This window comes from Roseivirga sp. 4D4, assembly GCF_001747095.1.
Lineage (GTDB): Bacteria > Bacteroidota > Bacteroidia > Cytophagales > Cyclobacteriaceae > Roseivirga.
Genome location: NZ_MDGP01000001.1, coordinates 3,786,429 through 3,806,263, shown reverse-complemented (window position 1 = coordinate 3,806,263; position 19,835 = coordinate 3,786,429). Strand labels below are relative to the sequence as shown.

Annotated in this window: 21 protein-coding genes and 1 tRNA gene; 4 read left to right on the top strand and 18 right to left on the bottom strand. The window is 41.6% G+C overall.

Annotated elements, in window-relative coordinates; genetic code table 11:
- Nucleotide 1 precedes the first annotated feature (1 nt).
- From BFP97_RS16535 to BFP97_RS16480, 12 genes are all read right to left on the bottom strand, one after another.
- Nucleotides 2–3,826 carry an efflux RND transporter permease subunit gene (locus tag BFP97_RS16535; protein WP_069843483.1) on the bottom strand — a complete coding sequence of 1,275 codons (3,825 nt, stop codon included), beginning with the start codon at nucleotides 3,824–3,826 and terminating at the stop codon, nucleotides 2–4.
- Nucleotides 3,827–3,921: 95 nt separating this feature from the next.
- A complete protein-coding gene (locus BFP97_RS16530) occupies nucleotides 3,922–4,302 on the bottom strand; it encodes an HYC_CC_PP family protein (RefSeq protein WP_069843482.1) in 381 nt (126 codons plus the stop codon).
- 179 nt (nucleotides 4,303–4,481) lie between these two features.
- A complete protein-coding gene (locus BFP97_RS16525) occupies nucleotides 4,482–5,075 on the bottom strand; it encodes a YceI family protein (RefSeq protein WP_069843481.1) in 594 nt (197 codons plus the stop codon).
- 248 nt (nucleotides 5,076–5,323) lie between these two features.
- Nucleotides 5,324–6,592 (bottom strand): hypothetical protein, encoded by a 1,269-nt coding sequence (locus BFP97_RS16520; RefSeq protein WP_069843480.1) that lies wholly within the window; start codon nucleotides 6,590–6,592, stop codon nucleotides 5,324–5,326.
- A 13-nt stretch (nucleotides 6,593–6,605) separates the two neighbouring features.
- Nucleotides 6,606–7,214, bottom strand: a complete 609-nt coding sequence (locus tag BFP97_RS16515; RefSeq protein WP_083262623.1) for a YceI family protein — start codon at nucleotides 7,212–7,214, stop codon at nucleotides 6,606–6,608.
- Nucleotides 7,215–7,609: 395 nt separating this feature from the next.
- Entirely contained in the window at nucleotides 7,610–7,822 is a 213-nt protein-coding gene (locus tag BFP97_RS16510) for a heavy-metal-associated domain-containing protein (protein WP_069843479.1), read from the bottom strand.
- Between the two features lie 28 nt (nucleotides 7,823–7,850).
- Entirely contained in the window at nucleotides 7,851–10,103 is a 2,253-nt protein-coding gene (locus BFP97_RS16505) for a heavy metal translocating P-type ATPase (protein WP_069843478.1), read from the bottom strand.
- A gap of 92 nt (nucleotides 10,104–10,195) precedes the next feature.
- Nucleotides 10,196–10,762 (bottom strand): helix-turn-helix domain-containing protein, encoded by a 567-nt coding sequence (locus BFP97_RS16500; RefSeq protein WP_069844361.1) that lies wholly within the window; start codon nucleotides 10,760–10,762, stop codon nucleotides 10,196–10,198.
- A gap of 86 nt (nucleotides 10,763–10,848) precedes the next feature.
- Entirely contained in the window at nucleotides 10,849–11,757 is a 909-nt protein-coding gene (locus BFP97_RS16495) for a nucleotidyl transferase AbiEii/AbiGii toxin family protein (protein WP_069843477.1), read from the bottom strand.
- On the bottom strand, nucleotides 11,750–12,520 hold the full coding sequence (locus tag BFP97_RS16490) for a type IV toxin-antitoxin system AbiEi family antitoxin (protein WP_069843476.1): 771 nt from the start codon (nucleotides 12,518–12,520) through the stop codon (nucleotides 11,750–11,752). Before BFP97_RS16490 ends, BFP97_RS16495 begins: the two co-directional genes overlap by 8 nt.
- Before the next feature lie 105 nt (nucleotides 12,521–12,625).
- Nucleotides 12,626–12,796, bottom strand: a complete 171-nt coding sequence (locus BFP97_RS20775; RefSeq protein ID WP_170827492.1) for a hypothetical protein — start codon at nucleotides 12,794–12,796, stop codon at nucleotides 12,626–12,628.
- A 49-nt stretch (nucleotides 12,797–12,845) separates the two neighbouring features.
- Nucleotides 12,846–13,079: a hypothetical protein gene (locus BFP97_RS16480; protein WP_069843474.1), complete on the bottom strand. Its 234-nt coding sequence runs from the start codon at nucleotides 13,077–13,079 to the stop codon at nucleotides 12,846–12,848.
- 101 nt (nucleotides 13,080–13,180) lie between these two features.
- Between BFP97_RS16480 and BFP97_RS16475 the strand changes: the two genes are divergently transcribed.
- Complete coding sequence (locus BFP97_RS16475; RefSeq protein ID WP_069843473.1) at nucleotides 13,181–14,044, top strand: hypothetical protein; 864 nt, start codon at nucleotides 13,181–13,183, stop codon at nucleotides 14,042–14,044.
- Here BFP97_RS16475 and BFP97_RS16470 read toward each other — a convergent pair.
- Nucleotides 14,041–14,460, bottom strand: a complete 420-nt coding sequence (locus BFP97_RS16470; RefSeq protein ID WP_069843472.1) for a hypothetical protein — start codon at nucleotides 14,458–14,460, stop codon at nucleotides 14,041–14,043. The two genes, BFP97_RS16475 and BFP97_RS16470, sit on opposite strands and share 4 nt — an antisense overlap.
- Nucleotides 14,461–14,551: 91 nt before the next feature.
- On the opposite strand from BFP97_RS16470, the gene BFP97_RS16465 reads away from it, so the two are divergent.
- Nucleotides 14,552–14,779 carry a helix-turn-helix transcriptional regulator gene (locus tag BFP97_RS16465; RefSeq protein ID WP_069843471.1) on the top strand — a complete coding sequence of 76 codons (228 nt, stop codon included), beginning with the start codon at nucleotides 14,552–14,554 and terminating at the stop codon, nucleotides 14,777–14,779.
- A gap of 73 nt (nucleotides 14,780–14,852) precedes the next feature.
- Here the strand turns inward: BFP97_RS16465 and BFP97_RS16460 are convergent, their stop codons facing one another.
- Nucleotides 14,853–15,449, bottom strand: coding sequence for a hypothetical protein (locus BFP97_RS16460; protein WP_069843470.1), 597 nt, complete (start codon nucleotides 15,447–15,449; stop codon nucleotides 14,853–14,855).
- Between the two features lie 734 nt (nucleotides 15,450–16,183).
- On the opposite strand from BFP97_RS16460, the gene BFP97_RS16455 reads away from it, so the two are divergent.
- Nucleotides 16,184–16,750 (top strand): hypothetical protein, encoded by a 567-nt coding sequence (locus BFP97_RS16455; protein ID WP_069843469.1) that lies wholly within the window; start codon nucleotides 16,184–16,186, stop codon nucleotides 16,748–16,750.
- 302 nt (nucleotides 16,751–17,052) lie between these two features.
- Here the strand turns inward: BFP97_RS16455 and BFP97_RS16450 are convergent, their stop codons facing one another.
- The 3 genes from BFP97_RS16450 to BFP97_RS16440 all read right to left on the bottom strand — a co-directional run bounded on the left by BFP97_RS16450 (nucleotide 17,053) and on the right by BFP97_RS16440 (nucleotide 18,910).
- A complete protein-coding gene (locus BFP97_RS16450) occupies nucleotides 17,053–17,280 on the bottom strand; it encodes a hypothetical protein (RefSeq protein WP_069843468.1) in 228 nt (75 codons plus the stop codon).
- A complete protein-coding gene (locus BFP97_RS16445; RefSeq protein ID WP_069843467.1) occupies nucleotides 17,281–17,562 on the bottom strand; it encodes a helix-turn-helix domain-containing protein in 282 nt (93 codons plus the stop codon).
- A gap of 124 nt (nucleotides 17,563–17,686) precedes the next feature.
- Nucleotides 17,687–18,910: a site-specific integrase gene (locus tag BFP97_RS16440; RefSeq protein WP_069843466.1), complete on the bottom strand. Its 1,224-nt coding sequence runs from the start codon at nucleotides 18,908–18,910 to the stop codon at nucleotides 17,687–17,689.
- Between the two features lie 134 nt (nucleotides 18,911–19,044).
- On the opposite strand from BFP97_RS16440, the gene BFP97_RS20770 reads away from it, so the two are divergent.
- Nucleotides 19,045–19,134 (top strand) — tRNA-Ser (locus BFP97_RS20770).
- Between the two features lie 183 nt (nucleotides 19,135–19,317).
- Here BFP97_RS20770 and BFP97_RS16435 read toward each other — a convergent pair.
- Nucleotides 19,318–19,590, bottom strand: a complete 273-nt coding sequence (locus BFP97_RS16435) for a hypothetical protein (RefSeq protein ID WP_069843465.1) — start codon at nucleotides 19,588–19,590, stop codon at nucleotides 19,318–19,320.
- Nucleotides 19,591–19,835 lie beyond the last annotated feature (245 nt).

The following is a 19,835-nucleotide window of genomic DNA, read 5'->3' as shown; positions in this document are numbered from 1 at the left end:
CTTAGGCCTCCTTTCTCATTAATCGCTTCACTCTGCCCTCTTGCCACATGCAGTAGAGCACGGGCACAACGAACACGGTGATGGCCTGAACCAACATTCCTCCAAACGTGGGGATCGCCATAGGCACCATAATATCAGATCCTTTACCAGTTGAGGTGAAAATCGGAAGTAAGGCTATCAGTGTTGTGGCTGTGGTCATAATAGCCGGTCTGATTCTTAGCTTACCCGCATGAAGCACAGCTTCTTTCACAGCGGCAACATCGGACGGTTTTCGCTCCTCGAAGATTTGCTTAAGATAAGTAGCCATAATCACACCATTGTCTGAGGCTACTCCAAACAAGGCTATGAATCCCACCCATACCGCTACACTTAGATTGACTGTATCTACCTGAAAGAGGTCTCTCATGTTAATTCCCACCATGGAAAAATTGAGAAACCATTCCTGTCCATATAGCCAGATCAGCAAAAAGCCTCCTGAAAACGCCACAAATACTCCTGAGAATACCATAGCAGTGGTAGAAACATTTCCGAACTGAAAGTACAGAATCAGAAAAATTGCCAAAAGACATACTGGTACTACTATAGCCAGTCTTTTGGTTGCTCTGATCTGGTTTTCATAGTTTCCAGTAAACTTGAAATTGACCCCAGCCGGTACTGTAAATTCACCGGATGCGATCTTAGCATCTATAAATCGTTGTGCTTCTTCGACTACATCAACCTCTGCAGTGCCTTCTTTTTTGTCAAAGATCACATAGCCTACCAGGAAAGTATCTTCACTTTTGATCACCTGCGGTCCACGTCTATAAGTGACTTTAGCCAGTTCACCTAAAGGAACCTGAGTACCGGATGGCGTGGGGATTAAGACCTTCTTCATGTCCTCTGGATTGTCCCGGAATTCACGGGCATAGCGTACACGTACGGGAAATCTCTCTCTGCCCTCTACAGTAGACGTAAGTTTTACACCCCCAATGGCCACTTCCACTGACTTTTGAAAGTCTTCTACCGTAAGGCCATAGCGTGCTATTTCGTCTCGATCCACTTTGAATTCGAGATACGGTTTTCCAACAATTCGATCGGCAAATACCGATGAAGCCTGAACACTGGGTACCTGCTGGAGAATACGCTCTAACTCCAAACCAACGGTCTCTATGGTTTGTAGGTCAGGCCCATAAACCTTGATACCTATTGGCGCCCGCATGCCTGTTGAAAGCATAATGAGCCGTGTTTGAATTGGCTGCAGTTTTGGAGCCGAAGTCATACCAGGTACTTTGGCCACTCTGATGATCTCATCCCAAATATCATTTGGAGACTGAATCTCTGGTCGCCATTGCCGGAAATATTCACCGTTTTTATCTTCAACCAGCTCTTCTTTGGAAACCTTTTTAAAACCGTTCTCTGGATTATAAGAACTACCATCCTTTAATACATAGGCCCCTTCCTTGTCTACCTTAAACCGCATACGGTTGCCATTTTCATTCACCATATACTCGGGCAAATAATTGATGGTATTCTCAAACATGGAAATGGGTGCAGGGTCTAATGCTGAGTTGACGCGACCCCACTTGCCCACTACCTGATCTACCTCTGGAATAGCGGATACATAGGCATCTACTTTTCGGATGACATCAACATTTTCCTCTACTCCGGAATGAGCCATAGTGGTGGGCATCAATAAATATGAACCCTCATCGAGCGCTGGCATAAATTCTTTACCAGTGCCCGGGAAGTTTTTGTTAAGTGATTGCCAAAGACTTGTTTGACGAACCTCCCAACCTGCTTTTTCAGCTGTATGGCCTGCCCAACCAAACATACTTTCAAACCCTGTCCATGAGAGTATCCCGAACAACAGCACGAAAACCGGGAGTGCCAGGAATTTCCATTTATTGTTGAGACACCATCTCAGAATTGGGGTATAAAATTTTACCAGGAGCAGCAAAGATCCAAGCACCAAAACAATCACCGCACCCACAAAAGTAAAGTTGGTCAGCAAGCTGTTTTGTGCACCTAAGGGTAACCACTCTCGTGTTAGTAAAATGGCAAGTGATACGATGATAATGGCAACATTAAGGTACTCGGAGACCCACCGCCATTTTTTGGATATCCATTTTTCCGATACCTTATTCGCCCCTAGTAGTATCAAAATAATTCCCATCCAACTGGATGAGTAAATGAGTATGAAGATTCCGAGAGCAATAAGTGCTGTGTTCCAAATTCTTACGGTCCGTTCTTTGCCTAACCTAATGGAAAACAACCAATGTGCTAAAGCTGGGATAACCGCCAGGCCTATAAACAGGGCAGCAAGCATAGCAAAGGTTTTAGTAAAGGCCAACGGCTTAAAGAGTTTGCCTTCTGCCGCCTCCATAGCAAAAACGGGTAGAAAACTCACTACCGTAGTGGTGAGGGCTGTAATCACAGCGGTAGCTACTTCTGTAGTCGCTCGATAGATCACCTCCAACTTTTCTTTGTTGGATATGCCTTTATTTTCAGGCTTATCAAGGTGCCGAATAATGTTTTCCGTGAAAACTACCCCCACATCCACCATGACTCCAATCGCAATGGCAATACCCGAAAGTGCCACAATGTTTGCATCTACCCCGGCATACCTCATGACAATAAATGTCATCAATACACCTAAAGGAAGAAGTGTAGAGATGATCACTGAGGCACGAAGGTTCATCACCACAATGATCACCACAATGATACTAATCAGAATTTCTTCGGTTAGCGCCTTTTCCAAGGTACCCAGGGTTTCTTTGATCAGCCCCGTACGATCGTAAAACGGGACAATGGTCACCTTAGACACTGTACCGTCTGCCAATGTTTTGGAAGGAAGTCCGGGAGCTATTTCCTTTATCTTTTCCTTGACGTTTTCAATGACTTCCAGTGGGTTGGCTCCGTACCTGGATACCACTACAGCTCCGGTAGCTTCAGCACCCTCCTTATCTAAACCACCGCGCCTTGTGGCAGGCCCAAAATTGACTACTGCCACATCTTTAATGCGAATGGGAGTGTTATCATTGGCTACCACTACCGCCTTCTCTAAGTCTTCCAGGTTTTCAATATATCCGAGCCCCCTTACCAAGTATTCCGCTCTATTGAATTCAATGGTTCGGGCCCCGACATCGAGGTTGCTCTTCCTGACTGCGTTCATAATCTGAGAAACAGTGACATTGTTCTCTTTCATGGCTACAGGGTCTATATCGACCTGATACTCTTTGATAAATCCTCCGATAGCCGCAACTTCAGAAACACCCTTTGCCGAAGTGAGAGAATAGCCTACATAATAGTCCTGAATGGTGCGAAGCTCTTGTGGGTCCCAGCCCCCGGTGGGCTCTCCAGTCTCCGGATTTCGCCCTTCCAGTGTGTACCAGAAGATCTGACCCAATGCTGTTGCATCCGGTCCAAGTGCTGGTTGAACGCCATTGGGCAAAATCCCTGCCGGTAGGGAGTTTAACTTCTCCAGAATTCTGGATCTACTCCAGTAAAATTCTATATCTTCTTCAAAAATGATATAGATACTCGACAGTCCGAAAATAGAGTTACTACGGATTGTTTTAACCCCTGGAATCCCCAGGAGTGCCGTGGTCAATGGATAAGAGATCTGGTCTTCAATATCTTGAGGAGACCGCCCCATCCAGGTGGTAAATACGATTTGCTGGTTTTCACCAATATCCGGTATGGCGTCTACCGCCACCGGGTCTCTGGGAAAGAAATCCATCTTCCAATTGAATGGCGCAGTGGAAACTCCCCAGCCGATGAATATGAGTAACAGCAATACTGTTACCAGCTTATTCTCTAAAAAGAATTTGATTGTTTTATTTAACATGGCCTTTTTAATTGATACTATGAACTAGTCAATCGAGGGGCGTCAAGGCACAACTCACATTTGTGGCTACCTGTAATCACCCAAAGAGGCGTGTATTAAAGAAGGAATGTCTGAATCTCTACCAGCAGGTCGGATTCAGCTAATGGAGGCGGTTCTGCAGTGTAAAAAGAATCAGAATGATCTATTTGCATAACCCTGAACAGCATTTGCAAATCAGCAAATGCGATAGGGTTTACAAGCTGAGGAGCCTTAAAAATGAAATTAAAGCTGTTAACCTGATATTCATCCAGCTGGTATGCTTCCTGTTCATCATGACAACAGCCTTTAGGCATATCAGCTCCTTCGCAGCAGGAGTCGACTTGTTGATAGATCGCTATGCTCTCCAACATTTCTCCACAGAAGTGCTTGTTAATCGTCACTCCCATGGAAATGGTAATCAACAGAATTACGAGCAATATGCGACTGATTTTTTTCATTAACTCAAATGAGTTGTCATTTTAACTAACGCAAATGTATAGAAAATGGCCTACTGGCTTTGTTCAATATTTGGTTTTAGATGTATAAGATTTTGGTTTTTATAAAGTCTAACGTTGTTCAGGTCGATAATCAACAGATGTGAGCATCAGTCGAAGGTCTTCTATTCATTTAAACCGCTTCAATCACAGCTCTTACATTTTTTTAAATCCAACTGAAAACTTACGATAATCGAATCGCTTGTTCGAATTACTCCAAACAACTTCTTGGGAGCTTGCAATCCAAAGTCTGAAAAGCGAAAAACCTGATTGCCATCCAACTGCTTAGTATTCTCACCATCTTCTTTCACCACACACGAAACGGAATATGTCTTGGATTTTCCAGCAAGTGTAATTTCTACTTTCCCAAAAAGTACTTTTTTGTCCAACAGGCTTTTCTTAAGCTCGACAAACCTGATTCCTATTTCAGGAAATTCATTTGCCTTTATTGTTTTAGCAAAATCTTTGTTCATGCTGGGTTTGTGACAATCAAAACCCACTGATTTCATGATTATTTGTCCACTCAGGGATGACGAGCCATCCCTGAGTGGACAGGATTCTTCCATAGTGTCTTGTCCCTCATAATTGACAGAGAGGCAATGAAAATCACTCACATTAGTGGTACCAGATATTTCCACTTTACTTTTACCTGTAACATGCCATTGTATCTCTGTACAATTTCCAGGACCTGAAAAAAACGGAATTGTTGTCAATAGAAATGTATAGAATAACGTCATGCGCGAATCACTTGGTCATTTCCCAATTCCGTTTCCAAATTTTGAATAGTACCAGAGTTTGAGTGTAATTGCTTCGTCTTTTGAGAGTAACTTCAATGCTTTATTGTATTCCTTGCCAAGCAATTCCCTGTCAAAGCTTACTTTATCGAGTATTTTTTTGCTGTACTGAAGCCGTTTCATATACAAGTGAACATAAGCGTAATGAAAAAGTGTCGATCATCTCTTAGGTCGACACTTATAACATTTTCTTAAAAGCTGATTACGGCTTCGATTACAATACCATCAAATTCTGCTCCTTGAAATTTAGAGCCGTTAAACCCATTTCCATCATATTTCTGGCTCACATATTCGAGTTTAGTCAACACATTTTTGGTCATATACCAGCCACCACCAATGTTTAGTCTGTTGATATCTACTGAAGGGGTAGCATCCGAAGATTCACCGGTTACCGAATTGTAACGTCCACCGATATAGAGCTGCTCAGTAATACCAAAGCGGTAAATGGCCTCTGCTCCCAGCTGGGTGTATCCTCCACCTACGGTATCATCACCATTGTTGGCCACTTCAAATACTCCGAAAAATTCAAGCCCTCTCATTTTTACAAATGGATTAATTTGATAGGCAGTCTGATAACCAAATCCTGGGTTTAATCGCGGCAGGAATGCACTGACACGGGTATCATTGACTCCCTCAAGCACACTGTAATAGCGAGCCCCGGCCCGATCACCATTGTACAAATAGTCTCTGGTACTTTTATCTGAACTGCTGTAAACTGAGCCTGTTAACCTAATTCTTAGGTCTTCATTTATTTGATTGTCGTACCCTAGCTTAGCAAAAAAGGCGATTCCATCATCGCCTGAAATGGGGTCTTGATTTAAGCGGCCATTACTTACTCCAACTACACCAATCAAACCTGACTTTTGCAGTGTTAACTCTGCAAAGGGTTCGGTTGTAAAAGCGTCCATAATATAATTTCCAACAAAAGGATTGAATATAGCCCGTGCGTTATCGGATCTTCGAAAGTGGGTATCTCCATAATTAATTTCGTCCATACCAAATCTTAAGGTGGCGAATTTCATAAACTCACTTAAAAAACCTTCCTGAATGAAATCCAGCTTATCCAATTGCAGATACCCTCCTTTTACCCATCCTTCATTGTGATTTCTGGAGGATAAGTAGTTTCGTAAATGCATCCGCAATCCATCGGCCAATTGAACATCAATATTTAAGTTGGCCGTAGGAAGATTAAAATTAGATGAAAGGTCTACCAAAATGTCACCTACCATATCATTTGACTGGGAAAGACCTTGAAATTGTAAGGCAAAATCACCCCCTATTCGAACTTTTAACCCTTCGAATTTTATGGTATCTTTTTTAGGGGTTTCGAATACATTGAGACCTCCTTTGTCATTGGATCGAAAGTACTGTAAAGCAGGTTGCTGTGCATATATAGTAGTTGATGCCAATAACATAAAGGCCAACAACATCAATTGATTACCGATATTCATTTTTTTCATAATTGCTCAAATTTTAGTTTACTGATTTAAAGGTTGTTCGAAAGGAAATTTGTAGCTCATCACCCGTTTTAATGGTTCCTAACAGGGCCTTCGGAGGCTCTATTTTAAATTGTGTGAAAGTGATGGGAAACTCTGCCTCAAAAAGGATAGCATTTTCAGAAATCTCGTAACTGACATCGAGCAGCACCTCTTGAATTGTCCCCGCTATAGTAAGCCGGCCTTTCGCTTTTATTCGCTGATCTGTCAACGTCTCAAACTCAGTCAATTCAAAATGTATGTTAGGATACTCCTTTGTATCAAGTGCTTTGTAGGCATTCTTATCCATAGCCTTTTTACCACTCTTTAATGAATTAGCCGGCAAATCGACAGTAAGTAATTGGATGCTGGTGATCTGGCCATCTGTCAACACGATTTTCGCGTTGCCTAGAGCTTCATCTGACACCATTTCCCAATCATGCAAGGTGGATGTACCTGCTACTTTGAAGCTTTGATCAGGAGTAAGGGAAAAAGTTGTCTGTGCTTTTAACTCTCCAAAAGCCAGGAGGAGTGTGATCAATAAATAAGTCCAATTCTTGAAGCTTCTTTGCCTTTTCTGACAAATCACTATGTGCGTTTTCTCCATTTTAAAAACAAGGAGGGATGTTGATTTTCCTTGAATTCAAAAGTATTAAGCCAACCCTTGATAGTCGTTACAGCATTGCGACTATGATGTATGAAGTTTTGTCCTGGGCAGGCCTTATATGAAGAGGGAAAAGCAGGAAGTAGACCACTCTGATAACATTACCATCAATGTGCTTTTCATATTCTTTTTCGCAGGTACTAGAAGCTTCTGTTTACAGAGTTCCTGCTTTTTTACTTTAAAAGGATGTGACCTTCTTCGAGTTCAGCGGTAAAACGCCATTGCTTGCACGACAAGAACGAGCTTAGAAAAAGGTCAACACTCCTGCACTTATTCTAAACATCCAGCAATACGAATCTCATTAGTATTTGCTTAGATATTTTTCTTCGGGCTGTAACTTATCTAATGGGTTGAGCATCGAACCCAACCTTGCTAAGGATAGAGATTACTTTTTCCTCGGAGACTCTACTACCCTCTATAGTCAGTAACTTATTTGGGTTTTCAAGATCAACCTCCCATTTTTCAATACTCTCTTCTTTCTCCAAAAATGGAGTGACCTTTGACAAGCATCCTGTACAATTGATATTTGATTTAAACTTTAACGTATTCATTTTGATCTGTTTTGATGGTTTATGTTTACTATAATTTGGCTGTTTTCAGCCTCAGGCTGTTTGCCACAACAGAGACCGAGCTAAAAGCCATAGCGGCCCCGGCAATCATAGGGTCGAGCAAAAACCCATTGTAGCTGTATAACACCCCAGCAGCAATAGGAATACCGATAATGTTGTAGATAAAGGCCCAGAACAGGTTTTGCCTTATACCTTGAACTGTTTTTCTTGACAACTTCAATGCCTTGGGAATTGCAAGCAGGTCTGAAGTAATGAGCGTCATCTTGGCTACGTCCATGGCTATGTCTGAACCTTTCCCCATGGCAATGCTCACATCAGCCTGGGCCAGCGCATGTGAATCGTTGATTCCGTCACCGACCATTGCCACGACCTTACCCTGCTCTTGCAATGCTTTTACAAATTCTGCTTTCTCAGAGGGCATTACTTCTGCTTTGTAGTTTTCAATACCAACCTTGTCAGCCACGGCTTTAGCTGTTTGCTCATTGTCACCTGTCAGCATATAGACCCTTATACCCCTGTTCTGAAGTGATTTAATTGCCTTAGCAGAACTTTCTTTGATTTCATCAGCTATGGCCAAAATGGCGAGCACACTCCTACTGCTTGCAAAGAAAATGACGGTTTTGCCTTGACTTCTCCAATGACTTGATTGATCTGCCTGAACAGTCGAAACAGAGATCTTCTTGCTCGCTAACAGACGTTGATTCCCTACATAAAATACTTCCCCTTCAACAGATTGGGCCTCAACACCCATTCCAGTAATGCTCTGAAAGGACTCAATAGCCTCTGGTTTGAAACCTTCCTCCTTTAATTTTACTACCACGGCATCGGCCAAGGGGTGTTCCGACTGTGTTTCAATCGCCAAAAGCATCTCTTTATAGTAGTTATTCTCATTCTCCCAGTGCCAAGCTGTTACGATAGGTTTGCCTTTTGTTATTGTACCCGTTTTGTCAAGCACTATAGCATTGGTCTTATGACCAAGCTCCAGGCTTTCTGCATCTTTTATAAGAATATTGTTTTCAGCTCCTTTACCTATCCCAACCATAATAGCCGTTGGAGTGGCTAGTCCTAATGCACAGGGACAGGCTATAACGAGTACGGCAACTGATGTAAGTAAGGCGTGAGTAAAGGCGTCATCGCCACCAGTCAGCATCCAGGTACTGAACGTTGCAATAGATACAATAATCACTATAGGCACAAAGATACCTGCTATCTTATCGACCAACTTTTGTACTGGTGCTTTACTACCTTGGGCTTCCTGCACCATTTTGATGATTTGAGAAAGCAGCGTTTCATCACCTACCTTTTTGGCCGTAAACTGAAAGCTGCCCTTCTGGTTCACCGTACCGGCAAAGACTTCTGAGCCCACCACTTTTTCAACCGGAACAGGCTCACCGGTTATCATACTTTCATCCACAAAGGAACTGCCTCTAACTACCGCTCCATCAACGGGTATCTTTTCTCCTGGTCTTACTACAATAGTGAAGCCTTTTTGGACCGCAGCAATTGGCATTTCTACCTCTTCACCGTTTTGTATCACCTTCAGGGTCTTCGGTTGCAAACCGATAAGTTTCTTTATGGCTGATGAAGTATTGGACTTGGCTCTTTCTTCTAGTAGTTTACCGAGTGAAATGAAGGTGATAATTACCGTAGCAGCTTCATAATAGACATGGGGATGAATCCCTCTGACATGCCAGAAATCAGGAAAAATGGTATTGAAAACGCTGAATATAAAAGCAATTCCAGTACTGAGGGCAACCAGAGTATCCATGTTGGCCTTCTTATGGCGTGCCTGTTTCCAGGCATTGATGTAAAAGCTTCTTCCAAACCAGAAAAGGATGGGAATTGTAAAGGCCATAGAAATCCACTGGCCTGGTACCCAACTCATAAAGAACATTCCCAGCACAAATACTGGTAGCGTTAAAATGGCCGACCATATAGTCCTCCATTTTATATCTTGATAGTGCTTATGCTGCAATTCCCGCTGAACCTCAGCTGGATCTTCAACATTTATGATCAAATCATAACCGACCGATTGAAGGGCTTCTCTCAAATCTGAAGGCTCTAAAACATCTTCATACTCTACAAGTACTGAACCTGAGGCAAAGTTAACACTGGCCTCGGTTACTCCTTCGGTATGCTTTAAGATTGATTCTACACTGGCGGCACAAGCCGCACAGGTCATGCCCGTTACCGGGTAAGACTCTTTAATACCACCCGCAGGGCTATCTCCTCTGTCTGTTTTTGATAATATTGCTGTATCCATTTCTGACCTATTTTCTTTGTGATACTGCAAATCTCCGAACTTGAACAGATACTTCTATTACATAATTTGGGCTAAGCTTAACAAGATTTCAACTATAGGGAATCGAGTGGCTTTCGTTCGGGCCTACTCATTTGTTTAAACTGACTGGGAGTCATTCCTGTCTCTTTTTTAAATTGATTAGAAAGATGTTGTACACTGCTGTAATCAAGATCGAAGGCTATCTCTTTGAAAGCCTTTTCGCCATAGGACAATAGCTCTTTCACCTTTTCGATTTTTTGTTTGATGATGAATTTCTCAATGGTAATTCCCTCTACAGAGGAAAATAGCTTACTCAAATAGCTATAGTCTTTATGAACCTGTTCCGATATATATTCTGAATAATTGATTCTTGGCAACTCCTGCCGATGATGGATCATATCGATAATCACCGTCTTTACCTTGTCTATTAGTGAACTATTTCCCTCCTCAAGCAACTCAAATCCCTGTTTTACAAGCCTTTCTACCAATAAGTTTTTCTCATTGATCGTGAGTGGGGCTTTCAAATTAACTTGGCCGAGGTGAACCTCAGTGTAAGGAATACCTAAAGATTTCAGGTCTGACTCCACCGTCATGATGCAACGTTGGCAAACCATATTCTTGATATGTAGATTTTTGCTCATTAGATAATCTTCTTTCCCAACAAAACCATTTCTTCCATTCAAAGATGTATAGAATTTTGGGTTAGGTTAATGAAATTATGGTCAGTCTATCCTTCTCGACCTAGGACTTTATTCAGCTTAGCTAATAATTCTAAATGCGCATTAGGGTTTTCCGTCTTAAGCTTTTCCAGGTTCCGCATTTTCCATTGCACACCCGGAAATCGTTCGAAGTCATAGATACTCCAATCGGGTGCCAACTCTTTTACTCCAAGTAAAAAGGCCTTGTCCATTTCAGTCAATGAACCTTGAATGGTTTTTATTAGCCTGATTCTCGTCTCCTCGTACTGCTCGTAGCTAAAAGGTTCCTCGGTCATACCTTCAAACTGATTTTCCATAGCTCTCCTCTGGTCTTGAAGATTGGGGTTCAGCAAAACATGAATAGGCCGGTTGCTACATAATAAAAATAATAAAAAACCCTCTTTGACCTCATCAGTAAAGCCCTCATTGTCCAAGAGGTATTTTACATCAAATAAATCCCTGGGATGCTGTCTGTCGAGCGCTGCACAAACTTTGCCTCCATAGAGTTGCCCCAACGAAACGATTGGCATAACACAAAAAGCCTCAAACTCCTCTTGTGCCAATCCACATAGCGCCATTTCCGATGGATCGACTAACACTCCCCTGTTAGTTTGATTAACCTCCAGCTTTATTTGAGCGCCCTCTTGCGAAATCTGTAGTTTAGATGTTTTCCTATTTAACTCAATCTGAACCTTGCTAATTACCTTCTCAATTCGTTTTTGGATATTTTCCAAGGCATCTCCAATGTTTTGCAATGAAGTTTCGCGATCTTCCAAAGGAATGTATGTTAGGTCAATATCTACTGAGAGACGCGGCATCTCTCGGACGAATAAGTTAATGGCCGTACCGCCATGTAGGGCAAAACACGGTTCTTTTGCTACTTCTGGCAAAACCACAAGTAGAAGGGATACTTGATTCTTGTATGGTTCTCTAGCCATGCTCTTCTAGGGCTCTGGGCAAGGTGATCATATACTTGTGGTTATAGACCCCTCCCTCAACTAAACTTCTTTTTCCACTTCCCAAATCAATGTTATTCATGCTCAGGTATTTCATCCATTTGTGGTCCGCCTTTTCAGCCATATAGAGGAACAAGCGCTTCACCTTTATCGATTTGCACTCTTCCAATAAGGGCTGCACTTGCTTCGGATTGAGGGCATTTAATGATTCCATCAACTCATAGCACTCCATCAGTTCCTGTTTTTCAGGTGCTAAATACAGACATTCCATCATGGCTCTTGCCAAATTAGAAACTCCCAGTTCTTGCCTTCCTGCTGCTATCGTGGTTAGCCCCATTTTAGGAGGCAGAAATGTGGAGCTGTGATAGCGAATGGTTAAGCCCCAATCATGCTTAAGAAACCAACTGGGAAGTTTCTCATTAGTCCCTCCAAAGATATCGAGCTTGCTTCTTGAAAATTCTAAATAATGGGATTTCCCTTGCATTGAAAGAGCACTTTTTCCTCCGGGATGGATGGTCATTCCAAGCTGAAACTGTAACGAACGAATACCATCTTCAACCGTCACATGATCTCCTGAACGTATTAACGCGCCATGTCCGATCGACTTCAGCCAACCACTTTTTTTATAGCGTTTTTGCAGCTCTAAACTATACCCTCTCCGCACCAGCCATGATGAAACAAATACCTTCTCGCCCGGAAATGTGGTTAGCAACTGGTTTATTTTAGTCCCTTTTTCGGTACTCATGGTACCAATATCTCACATATTTTAAACCAATTCAAGGGATTAGTTTAAAAAATACATAAAACAGGTACTCATAGTACCTAAATCAAACAGTTTTCAAACCAACTGCTATTCATCCCCTTCACCGGAATCGGTATAGTGAAAAAACAATTTGGTGGACAATTCATCTATGGAGTTCTGTAGACCCTTGATCTTGATTTCTACATGATGAAGCTCTACTGAAGAGTCAATCAAGGCATCTATAACTTTACCAAGCTTTTCTTTGGGAATAGTTGACATACCAATCTTATACAACAGGCGTTATCACTTGTCCAGAAAATACATCTGACTATTGTGGTTGGTCACCGAAATTCAGTCTGGTTTCAACCCGTCCCAGCCTGCTCTCCACCCGGTCCATTCTGTCCGATTGATGCGCTATATCAGTGTGTAAAGTAGCCAGCTTAGTATCTACTTGTGAAAGCCTGCTCTTTATGCTTTCGGTATCTTCACGTACAATCGCAACCTGAGACTGGATCGACTTCAGGACTTCATACAACAATTCATTGGTTACTTCATCAGGCATAGTACTATCCTATCAGAACTGGCCCAAAGATTCAACCACTCTCTTCCAAAAACAGGCATAAAGGATCGCTTTAACCAAATCTTTACCGGCCTGGGTGTAAAATGGACCAAGGTGAAGTGATTGAGGATACAGTTGTGCAAATCCGGGATGTAGAAGCAAAAGAACGCGAGGAAAAAGAAAAGGTTAACCGACACAACCTTACAGTAAAAGGTGAAGCGGACAACACCGGCATTATTGCTACCAATGCCTCTCATACAGAAGAAAAATTGCGAAGTGAAAAGAAAGAGAAAACCCTGGACTATGAGTTACGCCTCTTACTCAACCTGCTGGATGAACACATCAAGGTACTGGAACAAGAAATAAAAGATGTAAAAGTGCGCATTCAAGCACTTGAACGGCTACAAGAATTACTTCAAACCGAAAAGCTCAATCTTTCAAACCCCGATCATATACTGCTCCTGCAACAAGCTGAAATCAAAGCTGACCAGGCCAATACAGAAACAGTTAACGAAAGGATCAACCACGAACGTATTGAACTCTACAGGCTAGAACAAAACCTGGAAGAAGCTAAAAAGCTTAGACACGAAACACAGACCAATCCACATTCCCAGAGTTTGGCAGCAGCCATTAGGCAACTGGAATCCACCAATCAAGGTCAGGTCCAAAGCGACATTCTGGCTAATAAGGTTGACTCCAGGCTTGCTACTGAAATGGACGAAGCGCTAGACTTCAGCCCAGAAGAAATGGCTCTGTTAACGGCAGCAAGAGCAGGTAAGGACAAGGTGGGTAATAATGACAAAGTATCCTTTGCAAGTACACTGGATGAAACACCAATCACTACTGTAAGCCTTAAACAGGTCTTTGAAAGTGCCCAAGGAACAGACACAACAAATCACATACCCTCACCCACTCCGAGTCTGGACCCAACTGGCGGATTTAAAGGCATTCCAAAAACCTGGAATTAGCGTTTGTGCTTTGTTAGCAATGCCTCATACACCATTAGTCCGGCCAGACTATCCGCCTTTATACGATTGTATATGGGCTGCCCTGCTTCATAGATAACGAAACTCTGTGGATGATCCTCATGTGGTTTGCCTATCACCATCTTTTTCACTTCAATTCCACGCTTCTCAGCTAAGATTGCTGCATCACGAATAAGGTTAGCAAAAAACTCACTATCACCATTAAAAAGAATAACTATTGTACTGTCAGCAGAAAGTGCCGAGGCATAACGCTCAGTAAACCTCACACTCTTGTCAGTCTGCATTTCAAATGGGACTTCTGCAGCGACTTCATTACCCTTACCTGATTGGCCATGGACAGTCAAATTCGAAAATCCAGATAGGGTGGCTAAAGCTATGATTAAGAACTGAGCTTTCATTTACGTCATATATGACGTAAAGATAATGATAAAATCGAATAGCGTCATGTGTGACGTAATTAATTTCTGAAGCTTTCATGACCTTTTCCTTATGCAAGAAGAAGGCGCAAACAATGGTTTAATCGAAATAGGAAAGCGCATTAAAGATTTAAGAGTTAAAGCAGGTTATTCTAGTTATGAGAAGTTCGCCCTCGATCACGGTATAGAAGGAAAGCAGTATTGGCGATTGGAATCAGGAAAAGACTTTAAAATGACCACCCTCCTGCGTATAGCTGAGATTCACCAAATATCTCTCGAAGAATTCTTTAGGGGTCTTTAAGGCAGTACATTTACCAGGTCGTTTGAACCTTAAATGGTCCCTTTGTGCAATACCTGACACCCTTCTGACCCCGTTATGCCCCATTGTTCTTTGAGCCAAAGAGTTTCCATTTACTTCCTCTCTTCTCTCTGGATGCTTCCTTGAATTCCTTTAATTCTTTTTCCATGGCCCGGTACTTCTTGAATAGTCTCAGCCTGCGTTTTTTTTCTTCTTCCAGCAAACTATCCTTATTAGCCGCCTGCCCTTCCAATGCGGCCACGGTCTTTTTCCAAGGACTGACATCATTTTCTCTCTTCCTTTTATCCTCCAAAAGTTTGGGTACCTCTTGTGCCTTTTCAAGCGCCTTCTCGATGGTTTTGATGTGCGCCTCGTATTGTTCGGTGATTTTATCATGAAGTACCATGGGGATCATGCCCTCCATCACTCCCCTGCCCTCCGATAGTTGGGGCTTTGGGCTTACGGTCCGTTTTCTCGTTCCACCAATAGCAGAGTCAAAATCACAATTCTCCTCACCATACACACGGATCAACTCAGCGGCTTGGATAACCTTATTCCCTTCATGATCCAACTCGAATGAAAGCTTACCCCCTTTCATGTGTTTATTAATTGTAGTCCTGGATTTACCGGTTATCCGTTGTGCTTCTGATTGATTGAATTTCGATTTAGTCATTGTGAACACCTCTGTACAGAATTAGACATCGAACAGAGCCTATCAGACTTTCCTTCCATATTCAAGGGTTTCTGTGGCTTAGAAGTGAGTTGTCAAAACTAATTTTCGATTAAACTGCATAAGCACTGTTGAGTGATGTACAGTTCAGTTGGTCAGCATTGAACGTCCAAATGAACACATCTTAAAGGGCATAATATGTATGTCCATTGTTCACCACTTGTACAACGCGTCTGCGTGTTCATCCCTATGCCAGAAACTTTTGCACATTGCACTGAACATGTTCAGTTGCATCGAAAACTGTTCACCCAAACCACTGAAACCCTGTGGTAGGAACAAAACTCAGAGTAGGGTGTACAGAATGTACATGTGCTCTCCTATATAATTTGGGCTATACTGGACACCTTAACAATCATCTAAAACTGTGCATAACCTTGTGCAAACTTGTACATTGTAGTATTGTGAATAGTCTCTGCTCGAATCGGGCAGGGTACTTTCCGGGAAACTGCTCAGGTTTCTCACCAATTTCAACCCACTATCAAGGAGGAGCTTGCACCTTTTTAAAGACCTAAACAAAAACCCCCGTTGCAGCGGGGGTCTTTAGATACGAGGGGGAACCTCTAAAACTTATATACTCATGGTACCTCCCTGACGAATCGAATGCAAGTCATTTCTGACTCTGCAAAGGATTTTTGCATCCTTATTCACAAGTTTTTATCTGGCGGGCTACAACAATCATGACCAATGCAATTCTTCAAAACTCTCTGATCAACATCACCACACACATGCCCTCAGAACTCCAATCACTTTTATGGCAGGGCTCGAACTTGCCCAGGAGATACTTTATCGAAAGACCAGATGACAATGGGGCATTTATTCTACCTTTGAAACAAAGCTTTATTAAAGATGCCAGGCTTATGCCCGGCACCAGGTGCATGCTGGCATTGCTCCTAGGTTGGGCTGGAAAGGGCAGGGTGCTCCAATTGACCCAAGGTACCATCGCTAAACATATCGGTAGGTCAGTCAGACAAGTTTATCGGTACCTGAAGGATGCGGCCAGGGAAGGGTACTTAAGTTATAATTACACAAAGAACCGGCTTGGTATGATAACGGGCATCAAAGTCTTTCTGAGCTTTGATCTGATAAGATATACAGCACAGAAAAATCAAAAAAATGGCAGAAAACCGGCCCGGACATTAAAGTCTGACACTAATACATTCTTAAAGAATCTATATAATAAAGATGATGAATTAGAGCTCAAACTCGAAAGTCTCGGAAGACATATAGACCAAAAACACGAATAGTCACTACACCTATCCAACCAAACAGTCTTTCTCACTAGATCCAAATGCCTGGACTGAAGCTCTATGCCTATAATTTTAATCCGTTGGTACGGTAAGTCAGTTGTTTTGCTATCAGGGAATGAAGGTTTCAGGTATCCAGCATTCAAGCAACAATGAGAGCTTGGACAATTCTGTATCTAGCAAATAAGGCTCGCTCAATAGCCTTAGTCTCTATCCGTAACATTTTACAGCTCGAAGAATGAAAGGCAGTGAACGAAGCTTAAAATCGAAAACAAAGCATATTTGAGAGTAGGGTGGTTAAATCAACGATCTAAGTCCAAGTTCCTTTTTTGGTCATCCCTGGAGAAATCATCTTTAGACAAGCCTCGCTCTTTTTCCATTTTATACTCCTTTTGACCGTCTTCAAACCCGAGCTGATAATCTGTTGGACCATCAACATTCTTAAACGTCATCGATTGTCGTATATCAGGCATCGTTTTGGCTGTGAAATAACCGTCATTAAATCCTTTTAAATATTTGGTCTCGTCCATCTAAAATGTTTCTCTAGCGTGCCGTTCTAAATACTCATTAATAGAATCCCTATCATAAAGAATGATCTTCTTACGTGGTTGAGAAAACCTGACCTCACCATTATCTCGTAATTCCTGAAGTGTGGTCTTAGACTTGATCTTCAAAAGCTCCATTGCTTGAACATCTGAAATCCACTTCCAATCTGCCTCTTGTTCGACTATTGATACCTTTGCCGACATTCTCTTCACAACCTCCTCAATAAGGCTGTGAAATGCTTCCTCTTCTAAACAGATTACATTCACCGGAGTTTCTAAATGGGTTTAACCAAAGCTAATAATTTCCTCGGAAGTACTTTCATATTTACTTTCAAACTCAAAAGCTTACATCCAGATTCAAAAGTCACAGATGAACTTATGAATCCAAGATTTAGAACCCTACTACTTGATCCAACGCATCATCGGCTTCCTTGTGAATGAAATTCCCTTGATAACCAATTGTGGTTTTCAAACTAGAATGACGGTAGAGCTTTTGCAGCATCAGGGGATTGATTTTATCGCCTGCTATATTGCCAAAGGAATGTCGAGAAATGTGATTGGATAGGTTCTTCTCTATACCAGCTTTCTCAGCAATCCTTTTGAGATATTTATTGAAACGGCTCGTAGCATTACGTGATTTAACAAAGACATCCCGCTGATCCTCCTGGTTGGCGAGTTTCAAGTCAGGGAATATATAATCATCCTTGAATTCTCGATCACCTTTATATGCATCCAGAATTATTTGAGCTCGCTCTGGCACTTTCAACGAGACGGGTTTCTCATTCTTATTCATGAGGTAATACAATCGCCCGTCTTTGAAATCAGACCATTTAAGTTTGAGCACATCAGAAATTCGAACCCCAGCAAAATAGAATGAGAACAACCAAACATTCCGTGTATGCCAAATAGGTGTCCCTGGCTCCAAATCTAAACAGAGAATTGCTTCAATCTCTTCTTGGGTCAAACCAATCTTTAACCCAGATTTGATGCGAATCTTTATTTTTTCACCTGCAAACGGATAAGCCTTCTGGTCTACCATGCCTTCGGATAAGGCAATGTTGAAAATAGTCCTTATGAAAATCAATTGGTTGGTTACAGTTCTTGTTTTCTGCTTTCTTTCGGCAGAACAGAAAGTTTTAAACCTCTCCAAAAAACCAACAGTAATCTCTTGAAATGAAAGCTCTTCCTTCTTAATGAATCTTTTTAGATTATTACAAATCGACTCTTCAGCCTGAGCGACTGAAAATGTGCCCTTTGCCCTGTAAGCCTTTATCCTCTCATTCGCGACATCAAAGAAATCAGTGTTCGCTCTCGACCTTTTTACACGATTCTTAATTTGCTCAACAGAAATGTTTTCATCTGCAGTATCGGCTTGTAAAATGCTGTCATTGGCTTCAGAGATTTTTGTCCTGATCAAGTTATTCAATCGCTTCGCATTGGGATGCGACTTACGAATCATATTCACCTGCGAGTCATCATTCCAGTCCTTCTCCAAAACATATTGTCCAGTAAAAATAAAACGAGTCTTTCGATCCTTCGTAATACGTATAGCGACAGGAATAGTCCCATCTTTTCTCTGTTTGTTCCGTCTAAGTACTGCCTTAATAGAGGCCATATGCTTCGAATTTGGTACTTTAAGATACGAAAAAGAAAGCAGAATAGGTACAACATAGGTACAACATTTTTTGAATTTATATGGTTAAAAGTGGCTTTATATAACTATTACTTATTAGCTAAAACGCTATTATTGGCATATTTGGTCACATTTTGATTCATATTGAATCATATATCTTCGGGCTCATAACCCGAAGGTCGCAAGTTCGAGTCTTGCTCCCGCTACTCAGAAAGGCACTAATGAATTAGTGCCTTTTTTTGTACTCAAAAATCGATTTTCATTACCCTCTTTCCAATTAGCAACTGGAGTATTCAGACTTTTCTCAAAAACTTACAATCAAAAAAGCCTCAGCAAATGATGAGGCTTTCTAGTCTTTCTAGCAGTGTGCAAGTATTCTTAATCACATATCAACAGTTTTGAATACATGCCCAACCACATTCTTGAGTTGTTGTTTCTACTAACATTGGTAACGATACAAAGGATCCTGCTATAGGTATCCATATCCATGTTGTTGTAGTTACGTCATTACATTGCCACTCTTCAATAGTAGGCAAGTCGCTTCCCTTTGGGGGACCATATCTTAAATTATCAATACCAGGGATGACATTTTGAGCAAAGGATACAGAAGCAATAGTTAAGAACGTTCCAATTATTAGGCTGAGTTTAATAGAATTTTTCATATTTAGTTTATTGTTTAGATTAAAATATAATAATCCTCTATATCAATTGAAAACCTTATACTAGATATAATTGTGCAGAAAGGATTCTCTGAATAAACCATGCCCCTTGCCAATGACAAGAAATTTCACAAAGATTAGATACATCTCATTGGTTTCATGCAGTGGTTCTATTAAAACATGATGATAATCATGTGTCTATCTGATAGCGATCAGCCCTTAAAGCTATAAGTCGGAGTAGTTTCATT

Excerpts from the sequence above, each read along its gene's own strand:
- BFP97_RS16505 (WP_069843478.1), bottom strand. The coding sequence starts at position 10,103 with ATGGATACAGCAATATTATCAAAAACAGACAGAGGAGATAGCCCTGCG.
- BFP97_RS16490 (WP_069843476.1), bottom strand. The coding sequence starts at position 12,520 with ATGAGTACCGAAAAAGGGACTAAAATAAACCAGTTGCTAACCACATTT.
- BFP97_RS16530 (WP_069843482.1), bottom strand. The coding sequence starts at position 4,302 with ATGAAAAAAATCAGTCGCATATTGCTCGTAATTCTGTTGATTACCATT.
- BFP97_RS16515 (WP_083262623.1), bottom strand. The coding sequence starts at position 7,214 with ATGGAGAAAACGCACATAGTGATTTGTCAGAAAAGGCAAAGAAGCTTC.
- BFP97_RS20775 (WP_170827492.1), bottom strand. The coding sequence starts at position 12,796 with ATGTCAACTATTCCCAAAGAAAAGCTTGGTAAAGTTATAGATGCCTTG.
- BFP97_RS16510 (WP_069843479.1), bottom strand. The coding sequence starts at position 7,822 with ATGAATACGTTAAAGTTTAAATCAAATATCAATTGTACAGGATGCTTG.
- BFP97_RS16435 (WP_069843465.1), bottom strand. The coding sequence starts at position 19,590 with ATGAAAAATTCTATTAAACTCAGCCTAATAATTGGAACGTTCTTAACT.
- BFP97_RS16480 (WP_069843474.1), bottom strand. The coding sequence starts at position 13,079 with ATGCCTGATGAAGTAACCAATGAATTGTTGTATGAAGTCCTGAAGTCG.
- BFP97_RS16500 (WP_069844361.1), bottom strand. The coding sequence starts at position 10,762 with ATGAGCAAAAATCTACATATCAAGAATATGGTTTGCCAACGTTGCATC.
- BFP97_RS16455 (WP_069843469.1), top strand. The coding sequence starts at position 16,184 with ATGACCAATGCAATTCTTCAAAACTCTCTGATCAACATCACCACACAC.
- BFP97_RS16470 (WP_069843472.1), bottom strand. The coding sequence starts at position 14,460 with ATGAAAGCTCAGTTCTTAATCATAGCTTTAGCCACCCTATCTGGATTT.
- BFP97_RS16535 (WP_069843483.1), bottom strand. The coding sequence starts at position 3,826 with ATGTTAAATAAAACAATCAAATTCTTTTTAGAGAATAAGCTGGTAACA.
- BFP97_RS16440 (WP_069843466.1), bottom strand. The coding sequence starts at position 18,910 with ATGGCCTCTATTAAGGCAGTACTTAGACGGAACAAACAGAGAAAAGAT.
- BFP97_RS16525 (WP_069843481.1), bottom strand. The coding sequence starts at position 5,075 with ATGACGTTATTCTATACATTTCTATTGACAACAATTCCGTTTTTTTCA.
- BFP97_RS16520 (WP_069843480.1), bottom strand. The coding sequence starts at position 6,592 with ATGAAAAAAATGAATATCGGTAATCAATTGATGTTGTTGGCCTTTATG.
- BFP97_RS16450 (WP_069843468.1), bottom strand. The coding sequence starts at position 17,280 with ATGGACGAGACCAAATATTTAAAAGGATTTAATGACGGTTATTTCACA.
- BFP97_RS16460 (WP_069843470.1), bottom strand. The coding sequence starts at position 15,449 with ATGACTAAATCGAAATTCAATCAATCAGAAGCACAACGGATAACCGGT.
- BFP97_RS16465 (WP_069843471.1), top strand. The coding sequence starts at position 14,552 with ATGCAAGAAGAAGGCGCAAACAATGGTTTAATCGAAATAGGAAAGCGC.
- BFP97_RS16475 (WP_069843473.1), top strand. The coding sequence starts at position 13,181 with ATGGACCAAGGTGAAGTGATTGAGGATACAGTTGTGCAAATCCGGGAT.
- BFP97_RS16495 (WP_069843477.1), bottom strand. The coding sequence starts at position 11,757 with ATGGCTAGAGAACCATACAAGAATCAAGTATCCCTTCTACTTGTGGTT.